General features: G+C 73.7%; 18 protein-coding genes. 11 read left to right on the plus strand and 7 right to left on the minus strand.

All coding sequences use genetic code 11. From position 1 onward, the window contains the following. Positions 1–328: 328 nt before the first annotated feature. Positions 329–1,825: an FAD-binding oxidoreductase gene (locus tag CCN35_RS04810; protein ID WP_236560566.1), complete on the plus strand. Its 1,497-nt coding sequence runs from the start codon at positions 329–331 to the stop codon at positions 1,823–1,825. A gap of 155 nt (positions 1,826–1,980) precedes the next feature. On the opposite strand, the gene CCN35_RS04815 is transcribed toward CCN35_RS04810, so the two are convergent. Beyond that, positions 1,981–2,460, minus strand: coding sequence for a nucleoside deaminase (locus CCN35_RS04815; protein ID WP_067391023.1), 480 nt, complete (start codon positions 2,458–2,460; stop codon positions 1,981–1,983). A gap of 312 nt (positions 2,461–2,772) precedes the next feature. On the opposite strand from CCN35_RS04815, the gene CCN35_RS28255 reads away from it, so the two are divergent. Both CCN35_RS28255 and CCN35_RS04820 read left to right on the plus strand, forming a co-directional pair. Continuing rightward, on the plus strand, positions 2,773–2,922 hold the full coding sequence (locus CCN35_RS28255; protein WP_158100376.1) for a hypothetical protein: 150 nt from the start codon (positions 2,773–2,775) through the stop codon (positions 2,920–2,922). Between the two features lie 107 nt (positions 2,923–3,029). Continuing rightward, positions 3,030–4,376 (plus strand): dicarboxylate/amino acid:cation symporter, encoded by a 1,347-nt coding sequence (locus tag CCN35_RS04820; protein ID WP_067391027.1) that lies wholly within the window; start codon positions 3,030–3,032, stop codon positions 4,374–4,376. 74 nt (positions 4,377–4,450) lie between these two features. Here the strand turns inward: CCN35_RS04820 and CCN35_RS04825 are convergent, their stop codons facing one another. Next, positions 4,451–4,882, minus strand: a complete 432-nt coding sequence (locus CCN35_RS04825; protein WP_067391029.1) for an SRPBCC family protein — start codon at positions 4,880–4,882, stop codon at positions 4,451–4,453. Positions 4,883–5,084: 202 nt separating this feature from the next. On the opposite strand from CCN35_RS04825, the gene CCN35_RS04830 reads away from it, so the two are divergent. From CCN35_RS04830 to CCN35_RS29195, 6 genes are all read left to right on the plus strand, one after another. Beyond that, a complete protein-coding gene (locus CCN35_RS04830; protein WP_067391033.1) occupies positions 5,085–5,930 on the plus strand; it encodes a hypothetical protein in 846 nt (281 codons plus the stop codon). A 133-nt stretch (positions 5,931–6,063) separates the two neighbouring features. Then, positions 6,064–6,372, plus strand: coding sequence for a helix-turn-helix domain-containing protein (locus CCN35_RS04835; protein WP_201450830.1), 309 nt, complete (start codon positions 6,064–6,066; stop codon positions 6,370–6,372). Continuing rightward, complete coding sequence (locus tag CCN35_RS04840) at positions 6,369–7,961, plus strand: helix-turn-helix domain-containing protein (protein ID WP_067391040.1); 1,593 nt, start codon at positions 6,369–6,371, stop codon at positions 7,959–7,961. The genes CCN35_RS04835 and CCN35_RS04840 overlap by 4 nt, the downstream gene beginning before the upstream one ends. Before the next feature lie 17 nt (positions 7,962–7,978). Next, positions 7,979–8,593 carry a fumarylacetoacetate hydrolase family protein gene (locus CCN35_RS04845; RefSeq protein ID WP_245863012.1) on the plus strand — a complete coding sequence of 205 codons (615 nt, stop codon included), beginning with the start codon at positions 7,979–7,981 and terminating at the stop codon, positions 8,591–8,593. After that, positions 8,533–10,929, plus strand: a complete 2,397-nt coding sequence (locus CCN35_RS04850; RefSeq protein ID WP_067391046.1) for a protein kinase domain-containing protein — start codon at positions 8,533–8,535, stop codon at positions 10,927–10,929. Before CCN35_RS04845 ends, CCN35_RS04850 begins: the two co-directional genes overlap by 61 nt. Then, on the plus strand, positions 10,926–13,217 hold the full coding sequence (locus CCN35_RS29195; RefSeq protein ID WP_245863013.1) for a protein kinase domain-containing protein: 2,292 nt from the start codon (positions 10,926–10,928) through the stop codon (positions 13,215–13,217). The genes CCN35_RS04850 and CCN35_RS29195 overlap by 4 nt, the downstream gene beginning before the upstream one ends. 261 nt (positions 13,218–13,478) lie before the next feature. Here the strand turns inward: CCN35_RS29195 and CCN35_RS04860 are convergent, their stop codons facing one another. Next, the gene (locus CCN35_RS04860) at positions 13,479–13,928 is read right to left on the minus strand and encodes a DoxX family protein (protein WP_067391050.1); all 450 of its coding nucleotides are present in this window, start codon (positions 13,926–13,928) and stop codon (positions 13,479–13,481) included. A gap of 698 nt (positions 13,929–14,626) precedes the next feature. On the opposite strand from CCN35_RS04860, the gene CCN35_RS04870 reads away from it, so the two are divergent. Further along, a complete protein-coding gene (locus CCN35_RS04870) occupies positions 14,627–15,004 on the plus strand; it encodes a hypothetical protein (RefSeq protein WP_086791638.1) in 378 nt (125 codons plus the stop codon). Positions 15,005–15,247: 243 nt separating this feature from the next. Here the strand turns inward: CCN35_RS04870 and CCN35_RS04875 are convergent, their stop codons facing one another. Together CCN35_RS04875 and abc-f are read right to left on the minus strand one after the other, a co-directional pair. Further along, on the minus strand, positions 15,248–16,114 hold the full coding sequence (locus tag CCN35_RS04875) for a Vgb family protein (RefSeq protein WP_245863014.1): 867 nt from the start codon (positions 16,112–16,114) through the stop codon (positions 15,248–15,250). Positions 16,115–16,179: 65 nt separating this feature from the next. After that, entirely contained in the window at positions 16,180–17,799 is a 1,620-nt protein-coding gene (abc-f, locus tag CCN35_RS04880) for a ribosomal protection-like ABC-F family protein (RefSeq protein ID WP_067391059.1), read from the minus strand. 140 nt (positions 17,800–17,939) lie between these two features. Between abc-f and CCN35_RS04885 the strand changes: the two genes are divergently transcribed. After that, the gene (locus CCN35_RS04885) at positions 17,940–18,626 is read left to right on the plus strand and encodes a TetR/AcrR family transcriptional regulator (protein ID WP_086791642.1); all 687 of its coding nucleotides are present in this window, start codon (positions 17,940–17,942) and stop codon (positions 18,624–18,626) included. Between the two features lie 106 nt (positions 18,627–18,732). Here CCN35_RS04885 and CCN35_RS04890 read toward each other — a convergent pair whose 3' ends face one another. Both CCN35_RS04890 and CCN35_RS04895 read right to left on the minus strand, forming a co-directional pair. Beyond that, positions 18,733–19,305, minus strand: coding sequence for a maltokinase N-terminal cap-like domain-containing protein (locus CCN35_RS04890; protein ID WP_236560568.1), 573 nt, complete (start codon positions 19,303–19,305; stop codon positions 18,733–18,735). Positions 19,306–19,425: 120 nt separating this feature from the next. Beyond that, positions 19,426–20,592, minus strand: a complete 1,167-nt coding sequence (locus CCN35_RS04895) for an amidase (RefSeq protein ID WP_067391067.1) — start codon at positions 20,590–20,592, stop codon at positions 19,426–19,428. Positions 20,593–20,647: the final 55 nt, after the last annotated feature.

Here is a 20,647-nt window from a genome sequence, read left to right on the forward strand (position 1 = left end):
GCAGGGGGGGGGGTGGTGTCCGGTGCGCGGCGCCGGGACACGGCGGACCGAGAACGGATTCCGTGCTGTCGCCGATCGGCCGTGTCCGGTGCCTCCTGGCGCGATGGAATCACGGAAGGGCGCCCGGGCCCGTGGTCCGCTCCGCCAGTTGGGCTAACGGATCCCCCGGGAGTCCCGCCGGCGCGTCCCCGCCGTCCTTCGTCCCTCCGGGGGCTTCCGTGCCTCCGTCCGGTGACATGCGCCTTCGCCCGGCCGGCGCGATGCTGGAGTGAGGCTCCGGTGCGACGACCGGAGCGGGACTGGAGTGAGAGGGGAGGCGAGCATCCCCATGGACGAGATGCACTCCGGCGCCGCGGACACGGCAGGCAGCGGGCCGGCCGGCGGCGAGCACCCCGGGAAGCCCGGCGGTCCGGGTCTGCCGCGCCCGCTCCTGGACGAGTTCGCCCGGCGGCTGCACGGCCGCCTCGTCCTCCCCGAGGACCCGGACTACCACGCGGCGCGCACACTCTGGAACGGCATGATCGACCGGCGGCCGGCGTGCGTGGCACGGTGCCGCGACGAGGACGACGTGGTCGCCGCCGTGAACTTCGCCCGGGACAACGGGCTGCCGCTCGCGGTGCGCGGCGGCGGGCACGGTGTGGCCGGCCAGGCCGTCTGCGACGGCGGGCTGGTCGTCGACCTGTCGGAGATGACGGACGTCGACGTCGACCCCGAGGGCCGTACCGTCCGTGCCCAGGGCGGCTGCACCCTGGCGGACCTCGACCGCGCGACCCAGCGCCATGGGCTCGCCGTCCCGCTGGGAGTGGTCTCGGCGACCGGCATCGCCGGGCTCACCCTGTCGGGAGGCATGGGATGGCTCCGGCGCAAGTACGGGCTGAGCTGCGACAACCTCGTGTCCGCCAGGGTGGTCGTCGCCGACGGCAGGGTGCTGACGGCGAACGCGGACGAGCACCAGGACCTCTTCTGGGCGATCCGCGGGGGCGGAGGCAACTTCGGCGTCGTGACCTCCTTCGAGTACCGCCTGCATCCCGTGGGGCCCGAGGTCTTCCTCTGCAACGTCTACTACCCCCAGGAACACGCCGCGGAGGTGCTCAGGGCCTGCGAGCGCCACCTCGCGGACGTGCCCGGGGAGGCGGCACCGCTCGGGGTCCTGGGGCGGATACCCGCGGTCGAGGCGTTCCCGGAGGCGGTGCACGGCAAGCCCTTCGTGGCGCTTCTCGCCGTGTCCTGTGCCGCGGGCGAGGGCGCGGCCGAGGAGGGGGAGCGTGCCCTGCGACCGCTCAGGCAGATCACCGAACCCCTCTGCGACCTGAGCGAGGCCGTCTCCTACGTCCAGGCGCAGACGTTCCTGGACGAGGACTACCCGGACGGGATGTTCTACTACTGGAAGTCCGTGAACGCCCCCGGGCTCGGTGACGAGCTGATCGAGCGCCTCACCGCACACGCCGCCGCGGCGCCCTCGCCCGACTCGACCATCGACGTCTGGTACCAGGGCGGCGCGATGGCACGGGTCGCCGAGCACGAGACCGCCTTCGCCAACCGCGGCGCGCCCTACCTCTTCGGGATCGAGGCCAACTGGGCCCAGGAGGCCGACTCGGAGCGGAACCTGGCCTGGGTCCGCGAGACCTTCGCCGATCTGCGCCGCTTCTCCACCGGAGGGGTCTACCTCAACTTCCCCGGCTTCCTGGAGGAGGGCACACAGCTCCTGCGGGCGGGCTACGGCGGCAACTACGAACGGCTGTCGGCGGTCAAGGCGGCGTACGACCCGGGCAATCTGTTCCGCTTCAACGCGAACATCCAGCCGAGCGCCCGGCCCTCGGCCTGAGCACCGCGTCCGCACGGCGCACGGACGCACACGACGCGCCCGATGCGCACGACGCACACGGCGCCGGTCCGGCACGGGGATGCCGGACCGGCGCCGTGCGCGCCGCCCCACGCCCTGGCCCCGGGACGCGCTCGCGCCCTGCGGGGCCGTACGGCTCAGGAGGGCCGGTACCGCCGCCGGTGCAGCTCGCGCACCTGTTCGGCGAGATCGGGGACCGGACCCTCCACCTCGAGACCGGGGACGATCTCCCGGATCGGCAGGGGCCGCACGGGGGACGGGGGGACTCCCAGTTCGTCGAGCCAGGCCGTCAGCTGCTCGGAGGAGCTCGCGTACACGATGCGGCCCAGTCCGACCCAGCCGTGCGCGGCGGCGCACATCGGGCAGTGCTCGCCGGAGGTGAAGACGGTCGCCGCCGCCCGCTCCGCGGGAGTCAGGTGCGCCGCGGCCCAGCGTGCCAGCTCGAATTCCGGGTGACGGGTCCGGTCGCCGCCCGCCGTGCGGTTGCGGTCCTCGGCCAGGACCGTTCCGTCCCCGGAGACGAGCACGGAGCCGAACGGCTCGTCACCTGCCTCCAGCGCCTCGGCCGCCAGTTCCACGCAGCGGCGCAGATGCCGCAGTTCCGTCTCGTCCACCATGGTGCACCTCACATTGTGCTCGTCGTTCTTCCCCCTTGTTCTTGTTCCTCATCGCACAACCGCTCGTTCTCCATCACGCTTCCCGCGCTTCACCACGCGTCCGCCGAGGCATGCCGGTGCACGGCCGATTCGCTTTGCTCCGTTGCCCCGTGGGCGGTGAGGGCGGCGGGGGCCGGTTCCGTGCCGTGTGCGGAGGCGGGCCGCGCGCGGGCGCCCGTGCCGGAGTGCGAACGGGACACCGGGGCGGGAACAGGACGTCGCATCAAAGACCTCCTTTGATGTTCTCAAAGGACAAGTGTTAGCGTTTCCGGCATGAAGACAGCAGCCGCGCATCGCGCAGACGTCCCCCACGGCGTCTGCCGCGTCGTCATGGGCGTACCGCTCGTGACGCGTCTGCATGTCGACCTGGGACGCTGTCTGTCCGCCCTCGGCTGCTGTCCGTCCGCGGTCCGTCCTGCCTGACCGCGAACTCCTCGGTGCAGTGGCCCTGCTGATGCCCTTTCACGGCCACTGCTCCCGTGCGTTCCGCTCGAACCCCCTGTCCCGCACGTCACTGCTGGAGTGTGCCCGTGTCCGTGAACACCGCCGACCCGACCGACAAGTCCGGAGACAAGTCCGGTTTGCGAATATCTGTCCCCTTCTGGGCGCAGGTGCTGCTCGGTCTCGTCGTCGGCCTGCTCCTCGGCTTCGTCGCCCGGACCTACGACGTGTCCTGGCTCGCCACCGCCCTCGACAAGGTGGGCGGCATCTTCGTGCAGCTTCTGAAGCTGGCCGTGGCTCCGCTGGTCTTCTTCGCGATCATGGTGTCGATCACCAACCTGCGGAAGGTCAACAACGCGGCCCGTCTGGCCGGCCACACCCTGCTCTGGTTCATGATCACTTCGTTGATCGCGGTCGTCATCGGCCTCGTGGTCGGCCTGGTCTCCAACCCGGGGTCCGGCTCCGCCCTCACCCCGGCGGACGGTGCCGAGCCGGAGCGCACCGGAAGCTGGCTCGACTTCCTCACCGGCATCGTCCCCACCGACGTCGTCACGCCGTTCACCGAGCTCAACGTTCTGCAGATCGTCTTCATGGCGGTCGTCGCCGGTGTCGCGATCCTCAAGGCCGGTCCGAAGGCCCAGCCGGTCCTCGCCCTCTCCGAGTCCGTCCTCGAGCTGCTGCAGAAGGCCCTGTGGTGGGTGATCCTGCTCGCCCCCATCGGCTCCGCGGGCCTCATCGGCCGTGCCGTGGTGCAGTACGGCTGGGACCTGCTCGGTGACTACGCGACCTTCACCGCCGACATCTACATCGGCTGCGCCCTGGTCCTGTTCGGCGTCTACCCGCTGCTGCTCGCCCTCGTCGGCAGGCTGAACCCGCTGCAGTTCTTCAAGGGCGCCTGGCCCGCCATCCAGCTGGCGTTCGTCTCCCGCTCCTCGGTCGGCACCATGCCGGTCACCCAGCAGTCGGCGGTCCGTCTCGGCGTCCCGAAGGACTACGCCTCCTTCGCCGTGCCGTTCGGCGCGACGACCAAGATGGACGGCTGCGCGGCCATCTACCCGGCCATCGCCGCGATCTTCGTGGCCCAGATCTTCGATGTGCAGCTCGGCATCAAGGAGTACCTGCTCATCGCCTTCGTCTCGGTGATCGGCTCGGCGGCCACCGCCGGACTGACGGGGGCGACCGTCATGCTGACGCTGACCCTGTCCACCCTCGGCCTGCCGATGGAGGGCGTGGGCCTGCTGCTCGCCATCGACCCGATCCTGGACATGATCCGTACCGCCACCAATGTCGCGGGGCAGGCCCTCGTTCCGGTTCTCGTCTCCGCCCGCGAGGAGATCCTCGACCGCGCGAAGTACGACAGCGTCTCGGCCTCCCCGGTCGGCGAGGCGGAGACCGTCCCGGGCGAGCCGCAGCCGGCCGTCTCGGGAGCCGGCTGACGCCGCCGGCCCCCGCGGGCGCGGCGGGAAAGGCGGAGGGAGACCCGGTCGGCAGGGCCTCCCCCCGCCGTCGTTCACCCTCCGTGCTCCACGTACTCCTTGAAGTGCTCGAGGTCGCTGCGGACGAGCCGCTCGATCGTGTTCGCCTGGGCGAAGCCCTTCGGGCCGCCGAAGACCTCCCTGACGGTGCCGGGCTCGTACGTGATCCGTGCCTGGATCCGGGTGTGGCCCTCGTCGATCGGGCGCAGGGAGAAGGACCCCGTCAGCTCGGGAGCACCGGTGGTGTGCCACTCCATCACGTGCTCCTCCTGGCGGTCGGAGACCTCGGCCTCGAGCTCCCGCAGCCGGCCGCCGGTCTCGACGTCGAGATGCGCCCGGCCCTCCGCCCGGGAGCGGGCGTCCCGCACTCCGCCCACGAAGCGCGGATAGTCCTCCACCCTGTGGAGGCTCTCCCAGGCCCTGTCGAGCGGAACCGCGACGTCGATGTGTTCCTCGAGAGTGCTCATGGCTCACCTCCGCATCGGGCTGGGCCTTCTGCTTCCAGTGTGCGCCCGCAACCGTTCGGCCGGCCGGGAACGGGGGCGGGCCGGCCCGCCCCCGAGGCCGGAAGTCCTGGACACGAGACCGGGAACGCTGTGAGGTGTGCCGGGACACAGGAGGCCGGACATGATGGAGGGGCAGGTGAGTTCTGTGCGAGGAGGAGAGGGTATGACCGGAACCAGCACCGACGGCTCCGGGCGTGCGACGGGCGGCAAGTCGCGTTTCGACGACATCTACGACCGTCCGGATCCGCGTGCATACTTCGGGCGGCTGGCTCCGCTGGAGTACGAGATCCCCCACCACGCCCAGCCGGTCTTCCGGCGGATCGCCGCCGAACGGGCCGCGGCCGACGACGGCCGCTCCAGCCGGCCGACGGTGCTGGATCTGTGCTGTTCGTACGGGATCAACGCCGCGCTGCTCAACCACGACGTGACCCTGGCGGAGATGGCCGAGCGGTACACCTCCCGCACCGCCCAGGACATGTCGACAGCGGAGCTCATCGCCTGGGACAAGGAGTTCTACGCCCAGCGGCGCCGGCCGGACGCGGTTCCGGTGATCGGCCTGGACGTCTCGGCGCCCGCCGTGCAGTACGCGCTCGCGGTGGGCCTGCTGGACGCCGCGTTCACCGACGACCTGGAGCAGGGGCCGCCCAGTCCCCAGCTGAACCACGCGCTCGCGGAGGTCGGCCTCGTCACGCTGACCGGGGGCGGAAGCTACATCACCGACCGCACCTTCACCGCACTGCTGGACGGCGCCCGGCGGCCGGTGTGGGTCAGCGCGTTCGTGCTGCGGACGGTCTCGTACGAGCCGGTCGAGCGGACGCTGGCGGCGCACGGCCTGCGCACGACCGTCGACTCCTCCCGGACCTACCCGCAGCGGCGCTTCACCGACGCCCGGGAGCAGCAGTACGCGGTCGAGGCGGTGCGGAAGCTGGGCCACGACCCCGCGGGCCACGAGGAGGCCGGCCGCTTCCACAGCCTGTACTACGAATCCCGCCCCGACACGGCCCGGTAGCCGGAGGGCGCCTCCGGGAGCCCCGGAGGGGACCGGCCGGTGACCTGCTCCGCCCCGGTTCGGAAACCCGGAAACGGTGATGCGCTGTGCGCATACCTCATGCGCTTCGCGCAGTACGATCGGCGGCGTGGGTATGAGTCTGGATGAGCGGGTACGGGCCGCGGTGGCCGCGCTCCTGCACGCGACCGGCGAGTCGCAGACCGATCTCGCCGCCGCCCTGGGAGTGGGCCAGGCCCAGGTGAGCCGTCGTCAGTCCGGCATCACCGCCTGGAGCCTGACCGACTGCGACGCGGTCGCCGCGCACTACGGCATCGACGTCCTCGAGCTCCTGGCGGGACCGACCCGGGCCGTGGAAGCACTGCCCCGGGAGCGCCGCCGCGCTCCCGGGCGGCACTCCCGCACCGCCCGCCCCGCGGCCGTGGGGGAGGGGGCGGCCCGATGACGGACTTCGGTGCGATCGACGCCCTGCTCGCCGAGGCCGGAAGAGAGGTCCCGCTGCCGCCTCCCGAGGAGCGGCGCGCCCTGCGCGAGGGACTGAACCTTTCGCGTGCCCGGCTCGCGCAGGCCCTGAACGTCAGCCCGTCCACGGTCGGCGGCTGGGAGTCCGGACGGGACCCGAGCGGCGAGGTGCGCGAGAAGTACGCGTACTTCCTCGAGGGGGCGCGGAAAAAACTGGCCGCCGCCGCGGCCGAGGCACCGGCCCGGGAGGCACCGGCGGGGGAACCGGTGGGGGCCGCCGCCGCGGAGGCCGGAGCGGAAACGGAGCGGACGGACCGGACGGAGCAGGCGGGCCGGAACGACGAGGGCGGCGAGGACGACGTCGGGGCCCTGACCGTGCCCCGGCCCTGTGTGCTGTGCGGGCAGCCCGCCCTGCACCAGGTCGCGGGCTTTCCGCAGCACCTGGACCCCGGCGAGTGCGGCACGGCCGGGCCTGCGCGGGAGGCCGCGCCCGCGCGGGCGACGGAGCCCGCAGAGCCGAAGGAACCTGCCCCGCGACGGGGACCCGCCCGGCCGGAGCCCGCCGGCGGACCGGAGGGGGCGGCGCGCGGGGTGAAGGTCGTACCCGCCGGCCGCCGGGTGAGGACCGCCGACACCCCGGACCTGATCGCCGCCGCCGTGGCACAGGCCCTCGAGGCGCACTCCGGCGACGCCGAGGCGGCCACCAGGGCGCTGGTGAAGCGGGCCATCCCGGATGCGATGGCCCTGCTGGACGCGACCCGCAAGGGCGGCCGGTACGACATCATCGCCTACCCGTGGCTGCCCGACATCCTGCGCAAGCAGACCGCCCGCGGCGCCGACCAGATCTGGGAGGCCCGGCCCCGGTGGACCCGTGCCGAACTGCCGCCCGGCGAGCACGAGGTGACCGCGCTCGACATCAACGGCGCCTATCTGTCCGCGCTCAAGACGCATCTGCCGATCGGCCGGCTGGAGCACTCGACCGGCAACCACCACGACCGCCGCCGCGCCGGCGTCCACCTGATCACCCCGCCCGTCTGGGAGCACGACGCCCATCTGCCCAACCCGATCGGCAGCCGGGACGAGCCGGGCCCGCTGTGGGTGACCGAGCCCACCCTGCGCCTGCTGCTGCGCCTGTCCGGCCCGAAGTACGGGCTGTGCGACCCCCCGGAGATCCATGAGTCGTGGACCTCCGGGGCCACGGAGAACCTGCTGGAGAAGTTCCGTGTCGCACTGAAGAACGCCCGGGACCGGGCGATCGCCGAGAACGACACGGTGACGCTGGAGTACGTGAAGGCCATGTACTCGAAGTTCGTCTCCACGATGGGGGAGTCGAACTACAACCGGGAGCTGTACCGCACCGACTGGATGCACCTGATCCGCTCCCAGGCGTTCGTGAACCTGTGGTGGAAGGCGTACCGGGCGTACGACGAGGGGCTGATGGTCGTCCGGGTGATGGGCACCGACGAACTGCACGTCATCGGCGACTGGCGCGCGGTGTTCCCCGAGGGACGCGGTGTCACCGAGGTGAAGGTCAAGGACGTCTACACCGTCGGGACCGGTTCCGGCGGCTGACCGGCCGCTTTGCCCCGGTGCGAGGCCCCCGCACCGCGCCGGGGCGAGGAGGCCGGCAGGCGATCGCCGGGTCCACCGTCCTGAACGGCATCACGTGCCGCGACCGGCAGTCCCGCACCCGTGAGCGGCCCGAGGGCAGGACGTGGGACTCCAGCACCCCGGCCGGCCCGTCGTACCCGGTCACCCCCGACGAGCTGCCGGACGGCGTCCGCCCCGCCCCCGACGTCCGGCTCGCCGCCGACGGCGGGGTCATGCCGTCCGACAACACCGGCGACCTGCTCTCCGACCCGGTCGGCCCATTCGAGCACACCTCGACGACCACCCGTCTCAACCCCGGCGGCATCATCGCCACCGGCACCCCCGGCTCCTTCGGCAACTCCCCTTTTGACAACGGCTTTTCCGGTGACGCCCCCTCCGGTGACGGCACGAGAACGACTACGATCGCCGTCGACGAGCGACGGGGGGAGCCTGAGCCGTGCGTGAGGAGCGCAGAGAACGGGGCACCGCGGACGACGCCGCGCAACGCCGCGTCGGACCGTACGTCCTGGAACGTCTGCTCGGTGAAGGGGGGATGGGGGAGGTCCACCTCGCCCGGCGGGCCGACTCGCCCGGCGGCCCCCCGGTGGCACTGAAGGTCCTGCGCGCCCGGCTGGCCCGCGACCCCGGCTTCCTGGCGCGGTTCCGGCGCGAGGTGGCGGCCGCACGGAAGGTCGACAGCCCCTTCGTCGTGCCGCTGGTCGACGCCGACACCGAGACCGCCGAACCCTGGCTGGCGACCGCCTTCGTCCCCGGTCCGACGCTCGCCGACGTCATCCGGTCCTCCGGCCCGCTGACGGAGGACCGGCTGCGCGAGATCGGCCGTGCGCTGGCCGGTGCGCTGGAGGACATCCACGCCGCGGGCCTGGTGCACCGCGACCTCAAACCGTCCAATGTGCTGCTGCATCCGGACAAGGGGGCCCAGGTGATCGACCTGGGCATCGCACGAGCCCTGGACGGGACACGGCTGACGGCGACCGGTCTCGTGGTCGGCTCGGCCGGATACATGGCGCCCGAGCAGCTGACGGGCGAGGGCGGGAGCCCGGCGAGCGACGTGTTCGCGCTGGGCGCGGTGCTCGCGTACGCGGCGACCGGCAGACACCCGTTCGGCGGCGGGCCCGCGCACCGGGTCGGCCACCGGACGCTGACCGAGGAGGCGGACCTCGACGGAGTCCCCGACGCGCTGCTGCCGCTGCTGGCCTCCTGCTTGGTCAAGGACCCGGCGCAGCGGCCCGCACCGCGCCGGATCAGGGACGTGCTCGCCGGATCCCCCCGGCAGCCGGAGCCCGGATCCCCCCGGCCTCCGGAGCCCGTTGCGGCCCCGCCGGCCCCGGAGGCCCCGACGGTGCCGCTGGGCCCGGGACCGTCGCCCTCCGCGAAGGAGCCGGACCCGGACCGGACTCCCCGCCCCGCTTCCCCGTCCGCTCCCGCGTCGTCCTCGTCCACGCCCGTATCCGCGCCCGCCCCGGCCCGCCGGCTCGTCCGCGGCCGGGTCCTGCTCGTCGCCGCAGTGCTGGCCGTCCTTCTCGCGGGCGCCCTGACCGTGGTCCTGCCGATGCTGCGCGGCGGGGACGCCCCGTCCGCCGACGGCGGCACCGGGAACCGGGCGGCCCGGCCGTCGCCCTCGGTCCCCGCGCTCGCCGAACCGGTCAGCGCTCTCGGCCCGGTCGCTCCCCGGGGCGTCTGGTCGCTCTCCTGGCAGGACACCATCATCCTCCAGGACGACACCAGGGAGGAGTACGAGAAGGCGACGGAGGACGGCGCGAGCTACGCCCAGGAGGCGTGGCTCACCGACCGTGTGCTCGCCCGCGTCGGACGCCGCTCCGTCCAGGGACTGTCCCCCGACACGGGCCGGGTCCTGTGGACGCTGAAACCGCCCGCCCCCGGGATGGTCCCCTGCGCCGCCTCCCGGACCGCACCGGGCGGCATCGGCGCCGTGATCTTCGGTCCGGCCAACGAGGAGGGCGTGAACCGCGGAACCGACGACTGCAACCGTGTCGTCGCGGTGGACCTGGCCACCGGCACCGCCCTGTGGGAACGGCGCCGGCCGGGCGACATGTACGCGACCGGCGGCATCGAGTCGGACCAGGTGGGCATCGCCGCGGACCGCGTGGTGGTCATGACCGGGGACCTGGTGACCGCGTGGCGTCTGCGCGACGGCGCCCCCGCCTGGTCGCACACGGGCAGCCGCGACAAGTGCGTGATCAACGGGATGGCGGTCGGACAGTCCAGCATCGTCGAGGCGCTGACCTGCCCCGCGACGGAGGAGTCCCGGCACCGGGCCCGCCCCACGACGGTCCGTTCGGTGAACGCCGCCGACGGCCGTGTCCGCTGGACCTCCGCGGTCCCCGGCGACGTGCCCGTGACGCACGTCGAGACGGCCGAGCCCCCCGTCGTCAGTCTGCCCGGGCCGATCGGCGGCACCGAGGGCCCCATGATGGTCTTCGGCAACGAGGGGAAGCCGGGCCCGCAGCTCCGCGAGGCGCAGCCCCAGGGCACGCTCGGTGCCTGGATGCGCAACCGCTTCCAGCTCACCCCCGCCTTCTTCGGATGGCGCGACACCGTCGTCACCCTCACCCAGTACGACGGCGAACGGAAGACCGGCATGGACGGGGTCGCGGCCCTCGACTCCCGCACCGGGAAGATCCGCTGGCACCGGCAGGCGCCCCCGGGCAGCCGGCCGGTGATCGCGGGCGTCGACGACCGCGGCGTCCTGGTGGTCCATGTGAAGGAGCCGGGCACGACCGCCCTGGTCCGGTACGCGCTGGACGACGGCACACCCACGGCGGCCGGAGAACTGCCCCGGCTGCCCGACCGGGCGGAGTTCCACGGCGTCCGCCTGTACGGGAACCGGCTCGCGCTGATGACCGGGGAGCACAACCTGCTGACCAAGGGAGTGATGATGTTCCGCGCACCGGGGAGCCGGCCGTGAGCGAGGAAACGGCCCCGCTGGAGCCGGAGGACCCGGAGCGGATAGGCGGCTACCGGCTCCTCGGCCGGCTCGGACAGGGCGGCATGGGACGGGTGTTCCTCGCCGAGGACGCCGAGGGCCACCGGGTGGCGGTCAAACTGATCCACGAGGAGTTCGCGGCCGACCCCGAGTTCCGCGGGCGCTTCCGGCGCGAGGTGGAGGCGGCGGGGAAGGTGCTGAGCTTCTTCACCGTGCCACTGGTGGACTTCGGGACCGACGGGAGGACCCCGTGGCTCGCCACCCAGTACGTCTCCGGTCCCTCGCTGAGCGCCGCCGTGCACCGCGACGGGCCGCTGCCCGTGGAGCAGCTGTGCTCGCTCGCCGCGGCGCTCGGCGAGGCGCTCATCGTCATCCACGCGGCGGGCATCGTGCACCGGGACCTCAAGCCGTCCAACGTGCTGCTGGCCGACGACGGCCCCCGGGTGATCGACTTCGGCATCGCCAGGGCGGCGGACTCGGAGGAACTGACCCGCGCGGGCCATGCGCTGGGCACCTTCGGCTACGCGCCGCCCGAGCAGATCGTCGCCGAGGAGCCGGTCGGGCCGGCCGGTGACGTCTTCTCCCTCGGAGGCGTGCTGCTGTTCGCGGCGACGGGCCGCCCGCCCTTCGGCGACGGCCCGCCTGCGGTCCTGGCGTACCGGACCGTGTACGAGGAGCCCGACCTCGACGGCGTGCCCGGGGAACTGACCGCGCTCGTACGGCGCTGCCTGGCCAAGGACCCCGCGCTGAGACCCGCTCCGCGCGAGGTGATCGCCGCCGCCCGTGCCGCCCAGTCGCGGGTACGGGGCGGCGGCGGTCCGGTTCCCGCCCGCGCGGCCGAGGAGCCCACGTCGTACCGCATCGCCCCGCCCGCGCCCCCGCCCGCACCCGGCACGGAACCGGGCACGACCGCCGTGCCGGGGCCGCGCCGGCGCCGTCGCGGGGCGCTCGTCGCCGCGGCCGCCGCCGTCGCCGTCACCGCGCTGGCCGCCGTGGGCGTGACCCAGCTGTCCGGCTGGGGCGACGGCAAACGGAGCGCGGGCGGCGGGAGCGGCGAGCGGACCGGTGTCGCCCCCGCCGCCGACGGCGCCGATCCGCTCCCGGCGGTCACCGCGAAAGGGGACCGCCGGGTCGTGTGGACCGCGCAGCCGGGGGTCGGCGAGGTCGACTCGGAGGTCATGGGCGCCTGGCTGACCCCCAAGGTGCTGGTCCGTATCGACGCCTCCGGCATCCGCGGCTTCGACCCGCGCACCGGAGCCTCCAAGTGGACCGTGGCACCGCCCGCCAAGGGGCTCGTTCCCTGCGGGGCCTCGGACGCGGAGACGGCGACCAGCGGCGGCGTGGGGCTCGTCCGGTTCGGCAGGGCCCACACCTCGCCGGCCGTCTGCGACGTCGCCGCGGCCCTGGACACCGCCACCGGCACACTGCTGTGGCACCGCAAGGTCGGCGAGGCTCCCAGGGCTGTCGCCTCGGTGTCCGGCGACACGATGGTGGTCTCCGGCGAAAGGGGCCTGCTCGGGCTCGACCGGACCACCGGCAAGCAGCTGTGGACGTACCCCTGGCCCCGGGGGAACTGCAGAGTGGGGGACGCGGTCCCCGGTGTGCGCACGATCGCCGTGTCCGACACGTGCGACCGGGAGGACATCGACGCCAGACGTGTCGTCGTACTCGACGCCGTCACCGGCAGGACCCGCTTCTCCCACGAGGTGGACCGCAGCGGGGCCACCCCCGTGCAGCTGGTGACGGCCGAGCCCGTCGTGGCCCGGTACGCCGATGTGTCCGGTGACGTGCACCTGCGGGTTCTCGGCACCGACGGGAACGGAAAGCCGGTCGATCTCCCGGTCGAGCAGCCCTTCGGCACCCTGCGTCTCATCAGATGCCTTGTCGCGAAGGGGGTGCTGGTGACGGAGGTCGAGGCGGGCCCGGGCGGCACGGCCCGGGGACTGGCGGCGATCGACCTCACCACGGGGAAGGTGCGCTGGCGCACCCGGATGCGGGAAGAGGTCCTCGAGCTCGAACCGCTGCGCATCCAGGGGGACTCGGTGTACACCGTGGAGGGCGAGGAGGCGGAGGGGCCGGGCTGGTCGTTCACGGTGCGGCGCCGTTCCCTGGCCGACGGCACCGTCACCGAGAGCGGCAGGCTCCCCGCCCCCTACCAGGCAGGCGACCCCGACCGGCTGCTCGCCTCGGGAGGCCTTGTCGTCCAGGTCAACCGGTTCGACGAGTACGGTCTCGTGGCCTTCGGCACCGCGTCGGACGACGGCAAGTGAGCACCGCGGGCCGCTGGAGCCCGAAGCCGTGCCCCCCGCGCCCGGCCGGTGACGGAAGGCCGGGCCCGGGCGGGGGAGGGCGCCGGTGCCCGCCCCGGCAACGGCCGTCCGCACGGCGGCCGCCTGCTCGCCCCGGACGACACCCCTGGGCGGACAACCCCGGACGGCACGGCCCCTGCCGCCGGGGGCGGCACCGCCGGCCGCCTCACCCGCCCGGTGACCGGTGCACGACCGGATCCCGGTGACGGCGCGGACCGCGCGTCACCGGACCTGTCCGGGCACCGGCCGGGCGGAGTCCTGGACGGTGCCGCCGCGGCCGAACAGGTTCGGCAGGGCCAGGGACCCCGGACCGAAGAAGACCAGCATCAGAAAGCCCCAGCAGAACAACGCCGATCCCAGGCCGCCGTTCTGCAGGGGGAAGAGCCCGTCCTTCTGGTGCTCGGTGAAGTAGGCGAAGGCCATGCTGCCCGAGCTGAGGAAGGCCGCGCTGCGCGTCGCGACTCCGAGGAGTATGAGAGCACCGCAGACCAGCTCGATCACCCCGGCGTACCAGAAGGGCCATTCGCCCACGGGACTGCTTTTGCGGCCCAGCACCCCGAAGAGCGTGGCGGCGCCCTCGCTGGTGAACAGCAGACCAAGAACGATACGGAACAGGCCCAGAACGAGAGGCTGCCGGCTCGTCAGCCAGTCGTTCAGGCGTGCGGTGCTCATCGGTGCGTTGCTCCTCGGATCGGTCGGTGTACCACAGGAGGGAAGGCCGGGGAGCGGCCTTCCCTCCTTCACTAACGGGCTCACCGGGCGGACCGTTCAGCGAGGCTCTTCCCGGACGGATCCGCGCGAGGCGCACGGCACGGCCCGTCCTCCTGCGGCGACCGTCCCGAAGCACCCACCGCGGATCCGGCGGCCCTGCCGGCCCGGGCTCCCACCGGCAGCAGCGCCCGGACACCGGCCGGCCGACTCCCCGCTCCTTCGGGGAAGCGCCCCCGAAGACCGGCAGCGGCGCGCCGTGACGATCGCCGAACTGCTCGGTGTGGTGAGGGCCTCGGTGGCGTCCAGAGCCGGATGAGCGAGGCAGAACAGGCGGAGTTCGTCCCCTTCTCCCCCGAGACGAGGCGGCCGGTGGGGCGAGGGGGTGTGCGGCGCCGTCCGTACGGGATTCGCCCTGCCCGCCTGGGCGGGTCCGCCCCGCCGGGGCGGCCCCCGAGGGCGAACGCGCGCGTGCCAAGGCGGCCGGTCCCACCCGGGCACCGATGACTCTCGGCCATGAACTTGTCCAAGTTGTCGAGGAGTTGGCCGTAGAAGCCTTGGCGCATTGCCGGTTGATGAGGGAAAATGCCCCCAGCAAGAAAGATCAACTTTGCCCGTGCTGGGTAATCGATCTTCAGTCCCCCTTCAGGAGAGCCACGCTGATGCAGTCCGTCCCCCGCCCGGCACAGGCCGTCGTCCTGCCCTACCGCAGCCGCGCCGCCGCCCCTCTCCCGCCCCTGGGTGTCACGGACGGCGAACTGCTGCGCATCATCTCCGACCCCTGCACGCCCGTGTTCCTGACGGTGCACGGGAACGGGCGCCGCAGGTACAGCTACTGGCAGCCGTTCGACCCCCGCACCGGCAGGGGAAGCTGCTACGTCGCCCTGCCGACCGACGCCTGCGACGCCCTGCACTCCACCGGGCGAATAGCACTGGGCGAGCCGCTCGTCGAACCGGGCAGGACGATCTACCGCGTCCGGCCCGCCGACACCCTGCCCACCCCCCAGCGCCTGGCACGGCCCGCGGCCCGCGCCGCGTGACCCGCGGCCGACGCTCTCCGGCGACTGCCGGACCCGTCCGCCCCCGCCCACCCGGATGTTGACGATCCGTTCGGCCGAAGTCCCGCCCGCCACCGGACCGGTGGGGACACCGGCGGACCGGGCGTTTGGGCGCCGTGCGGACCGGACGTCCTGGCGTGGTGCAGCGCCCCGCCGGCGGTGCGGGGAGGGACGGGCCGCCCGTGAGGACCTGGAGACCGCTCGCCGGGTCCGGACGGCGGCTGCCTACGGCTCCAGCCGGACGATCTCCCCGATCTCCAGGGCGACATAGAGGGCACCGTCCGGACCCACCGCGAGGCCGTGCGGTTCGGAGGAGGGGTCCGGCAGCTCGTACTCCTCCACACGGCCACCGGGAGTGATGGACCCGATGCGGCCCGTGCCCCACTCGGTGAACCAGCAGACACCGGTGGCGGGATCGGCGGTGATCGCGTGAGGCCGGCAGGTGCGGTCCGGGAGAGGGAACTCCCGGATCCGGCCGTCCGGGCCGATCCGGCCGATCTGTCCGGCACCGATCTCCACGAACCACAGGGCGTCGTCCACGCCGCGCGTGATGCCGACCGGCGCGGCGTGCCCGGTGGGGAGCGGATGGAGACGGACGTCTCCGCCGAGGCCGATGCGGCCGACCGCGTTCGCCCGGTTCAGGGTGAACCACAGCGCGCCGTCCGGGCCGGTGGTGATGGCCGACGGGACGGCACCGCCGGCCGGCAGCGGGAACTCGGTCACCCGGCCCTCGGTGTCGATGCGGCCGATCCGGTCGGTGTGCAGCTGGGTGAACCACAGCGCGTCATCGGGGGCAGAGGTGATCCCGAACGGCCCGCTGCCCGGGGCCGGAAGCGGGAAGGAGGACTCCTGTCCCGTCACGGTCATCCGCCCGATGCGGTGGTCCTGGGTACGGGTGAACCACAGGGCCTTGTCGGGGCCCACGGTGATGACCGAGGGACCGCAGGACGCGGAGTCGAGCCGATGGCGGTCGAGACGCCCGTCGGGCGTGAGCCGGGCGATCTCCCCGGCATGGACCAGAGTGATCCACAGCGCCTCGTCGGGACCGGTGGTGAGGGCGTAGGGGCCGGATGCCGGGGCGCGGACGGACATCCGCCCGAGGGAAGCAGGGCGACGGGGCATCAGAACTCCATGCGAAGAAGGGACTCGGTGAGGCGTCAGCCGTCGACGGCGGACGTCACGGAGGCACCCATGACGAACCGGGTGCCCTGCCACCGGCGGCACAGCCGGCGGTCGTGACTGACGATCACGAGGGTGCCGGTGTAGTCGGCCAGAGCGGCCTCCAGCTCCTCCACGAGGGCGGGGGACAGGTGGTTGGTGGGCTCGTCGAGCAGCAGGACGTCCGCCGGTTCGCTGACCAGCCGCGCCAGGGCGAGACGCTGCCGCTGCCCGGTGGACAGGCCGCCGACGGGCACGGCGAGCCGGTGACGGTCGAACAGGCCCAGGGACAGCAGCCGTTCGGCGTGCCCGGCCGGGTCCCCGCCCCGGCCCCGGGCGAAGGCGGCCAGGACCGTTTCGTCCGGCCGGCCGCACTGCGGCTCCTGCGGAAGGCAGCCGATCCTGCCGCGGCGGACGACGTGCCCGCCGTCCGGGACGAGCTCTCCGGCCAGGACGCGCAGCAGGGTGCTCTTGCCCGCTCCGTTCGGCCCGGTGATCAGCACGCGTTCACCGGCTGAGACCGTGAGGCTCGTGCGGTCGAGCCGGCCCGCGACGGTGACGTCGACGGCCTCGAGCACCGGGCCCTCCAGACGGCGGGCCCGCAGGACGGGGGTGAACCGCAGCGGCTGCGGCGGGGGCGGCACCGGGTGCGCGAGGAGACGGCGCAGCCGTTCCTCGGCGGCGCGCACCCGGCCGGCCAGCGACCGCTGCACCCGGCCTCCCGCCCGGTCGTAGGCCATCTTGTCGCCGTCCTTCATCGCCCGGCCGGGAGCCACCCGGCGGGCGGTGGTCGCGGCGGCCTCGCGCAGCCGGTCGACGTCCGCCTGCCACCGGGCATGCGCCTGGGCCCAGCGCTGCCGGGCGGCGGCCTTCGCGGCGAGGTAGTCCTGGTAGCCGCCCCCGTACCGGACGACGGTGCGCCGGTCCGCGTCCACCTCCAGCAGGCTGGTGGCGACACGTTCGAGGAAGACCCGGTCGTGGGAGACCGCCACCGTGGTGCCGCGCCGTGTGCGCAGATGCTCTTCCAGCCAGTTCAGGGCGCTCTCGTCGAGATGGTTGGTCGGCTCGTCCAGCAGCAGCACCTCGGTGCCGGCCGCCAGGACGGCCGCCAGGTTCAGCCGGGCCCGCTCCCCGCCGGAGAGACTGCCCACGGTGCGGTCCCGGGCCACGTTTCCCAGGCCGAGACCGTGCAGGGCACGCTCCACCCGGGCGTCGGCCTCGTAGCCGCCGCGCAGCTCGAAGACCGTCATCAGATCGCCGTACTCGGCCATGCAGGACCGGTCGCCCTCGGCCATCGCCGCCTCCAGACGGCGCATGCGCTTCTCGATTCCGCGCAGATCGGCCAGGGCCCGGTCGACGACCTCCTGGACGGTCGCCTCGGGCGGCAGCCGCTCGTCCTGGGCGAGGTAGCCGACGCCTCCGTCGGCGTGGACGACGACTTCTCCCCGGTCGGGCCGCTCGCATCCGGCGAGCAGGCGCAGCAGCGTGGTCTTGCCGGATCCGTTCTCGCCGATGATCCCCGTGCGCTCGCCCGGGGCGAACGAGCACGTCACCGAGTCAAGGACGGGACGGCCGTCGAAGGACTTGCCGACGGCGAGCGCGGTGATCTGCGTGGGCATGCGGGCACTCCGAAGCATTCGAGGACGGGACGGCCGTCATGGGCCGGGGGACCGGGTGAATGCTTCGGATGAGCATCGACGACTCCACTAGTGCGACAACTACTCCACTAGTGCGACAACTGTTGCGTTAAGATGCTGCCATGACGTCCTCCAGGCCGGCAACCGGACATCCGGCGGAGCCCTCCGCGGTTCCGCCGCCGGAAGGCGGCGGGCCGGAGCCGCCGCCACGGCGTCGCCCCGGCGGCCGCACCGCGCGCATCCGTGCACGAGTGCTCGACGCGGTCCGCGCCGAACTCGTGGAACACGGGTACGACAACCTCACCGTGGACACCGTCGCGGCCCGCGCGGGCGTGCACCGCACCACGGTCTACCGGCGCTGGCGCGATGTCGGCGGCCTGCTCGCCGACGTCTTCGACGCCGCGGGCGACGACGACTGGCAGCCCCGGGACACCGGCTCCCTGCGAGGCGACCTGGCGGCGCTGACCCACGGGATCCATGCGGCCCTGACGGAACAGCCGCCGGTCACCGCGGCCCTCATCGCCGCCTCCTTCAGATCCGAGGAGGCCGCCCGCGCCCTGCGGCGGTTCTGGGAGGACCGCTACGCACGCTGCGAGGCCGTCGTACGGCGTGCCGTGCGGCGCGGGGAAGTCCCGCCGCACACCGACGCCCGGCGTCTCCTCGTCGCCGCCACCGCACCGCTGTACCACCAGCTGCTGCTTCTGCGTACGCCCCCCGACCCGCACCTGCCCGACCACGTGGCCGCGAGCACCGCCCTCGCGGCCACCGCCGGTGCCTTCGCCGAGCCCGCACCCCGGGACGACGACTGAACGGACACGCCCACCGCCGACCGGGTGTCCCGCGCTGCGCGCACGGCTCCGGCGCCCACGGCATCCGTACGGCTTCCCGCCGGGTCCTACCGGGCTGTACCGGGGCTCACCGGGGTGCCAAGGCCGCGAGGACTCCCCGTGCGGCCGATCCGTCCGGCCGGACCCACCCGGCGACGACGCCCCGGGACGGCCTCTCCGCGGCTTCCAGCGGCCGCAGAACGCGGTTGAGCCGCACCTCGAGCCCGTCGTCGGGGCCGGCTCCGCGCACGGTGACGGCCGGATCGGGAGTGTGGCTCCTGCTCCGGTGCTGCGGTGTCGCCTCACCGCGCAGAAGGGCGCGCAGCTGCGCCGTCACCACCGGGTCGTGGACGCCGTCGTAGATCCATCGGGTGCCGAGCACCCCGTGCCCGGCGGTGCCGATCAGCGCCTCGCCGGAGGCGCCCTCCAGCGGCGCACCGCGGCAGCCCATCGGCACCAGACGCACCACCGGCTCCCGCGCGGCGGCATCCGCCACGATCAGGAACTCGATCCCGACCGCGCCCCCGGGGTCGTCCAGGCGGAACCCGCCGGCCATGACCAGGTCCGGTGTTCCCGTGCCGCCCGCATACCGACTCTGCTTCGGCAGCCAGCCGGTGAGCGGCTCCGGCTTGGTGGGGGTCAGGGTGGTGCGGTGGATCAAGGCCGTACGAATTCTTCCTCGGTGTCTCCTGAGCGCGGATGCGGACCCGCCCCGGTGGGGCGCGATCGAACGTGGAGGAGACGGCGGCGTTTCCCAAGGGGGTGATGTGGCAAGCGGCCGTCAGACAAGGGGAGTTGGCGCACTGTGACCGTGTGCCCGGGTGGCCGTGTCCAGCAGCCGGAGGTCGGCGTGGTGACGGGCGATCAGCTGAAGGCCGACGGGCGCGCCGTACGGGGTGGTCCCGGCGGGCAGGGTGAGGGCCGGATGGCCGGAGATGTTGAAGGCCCAGGTGAGGGCCACATTCATGCGGTCCCCCGGCCCGTCGTGGCCGTGCGGGGGATGCGGTGCGGTCGGGGTGGCGATGAGGTCCACCCGCTCGAAGACCTCCCGCAGCCGGCGGGAGTTGGCCCCGATCAGGTCGTCGGTGTCCCGGCCGGAGGTGCCGGCGCGCAGGGCGGTCCAGGCCGGGGCGGGGTCGTGGAGCGTCACCGGGTGGTCGACGAGACGGCACAGACCGGCCGCGGCGAGCCGGCGCAGGGCGCCCCGGGCGATGGCGGCGATCTCCGGTTCGGTGGCGGCGTACCCCAGCGTGGACGTCCAGGCCACCGTCGGCGGCCCGGACCAGGAACGGGGACCGGGCGCGCCGGCGGGGACGACGGCACGGAAGTAGGCGACGGCGTCACGCGGAGTGCGGACCAGGACGCCCGGGCTGTTCAGGCCCGCACGGTCACGGGCGGGAAGCAGGCCGTTGGTGGGCTTGAACCCGACGATGCCGCACCAGGCGGCGGGGATGCGCACCGACCCCGCCCCGTCGGACCCGCTGGCGAGGGGAACGAGACCGGCGGCGACGGCGACCGCGGACCCGGCCGAGGAACCGCCCGGCGACCAGGCGGGGTTGCGGGGGTTGAGGGTGGGGCCGCGGTCGGTGCGGCCGTAGGTCTGCCAGGCGGTGCCGGCACGGGGGACCGAGGTCGCCCCGACCGGCACGCATCCGGCGGCGACCAGCCGCCGGTTCTGGAACGATCCGGGCCCCTCGCCGGCCTTGACCCCGATCGGCACACCGGCCAGCGGCAGACGGACCCCGCGGGCCACCGCGGCATCGATCCGGCCGGCCCGGGCCCGCGCCCAGGCCGGCCACACGGCGGTGAACGCGCGCAGCGCGCCGTCGCGTTCGGCGACCAGCGCCAGCGCCGTGTCGACGGCTTCGCGGGCCGTGACCTCGCCGCGGTTGACCCGGTCGGCGAGGTCGGTGGCGGTCAGCGCCGCATACGACCGTCCGGTGAGCACGGGATCCTCGCTTTCCTCGTCCCTCGTCCCCGTTTCTTCCCGCCTCACAGTTGCA

It is taken from the genome of Streptomyces thermovulgaris, from assembly GCF_002155915.1.
Classification (GTDB): Bacteria; Actinomycetota; Actinomycetes; order Streptomycetales; family Streptomycetaceae; genus Streptomyces; species Streptomyces thermovulgaris.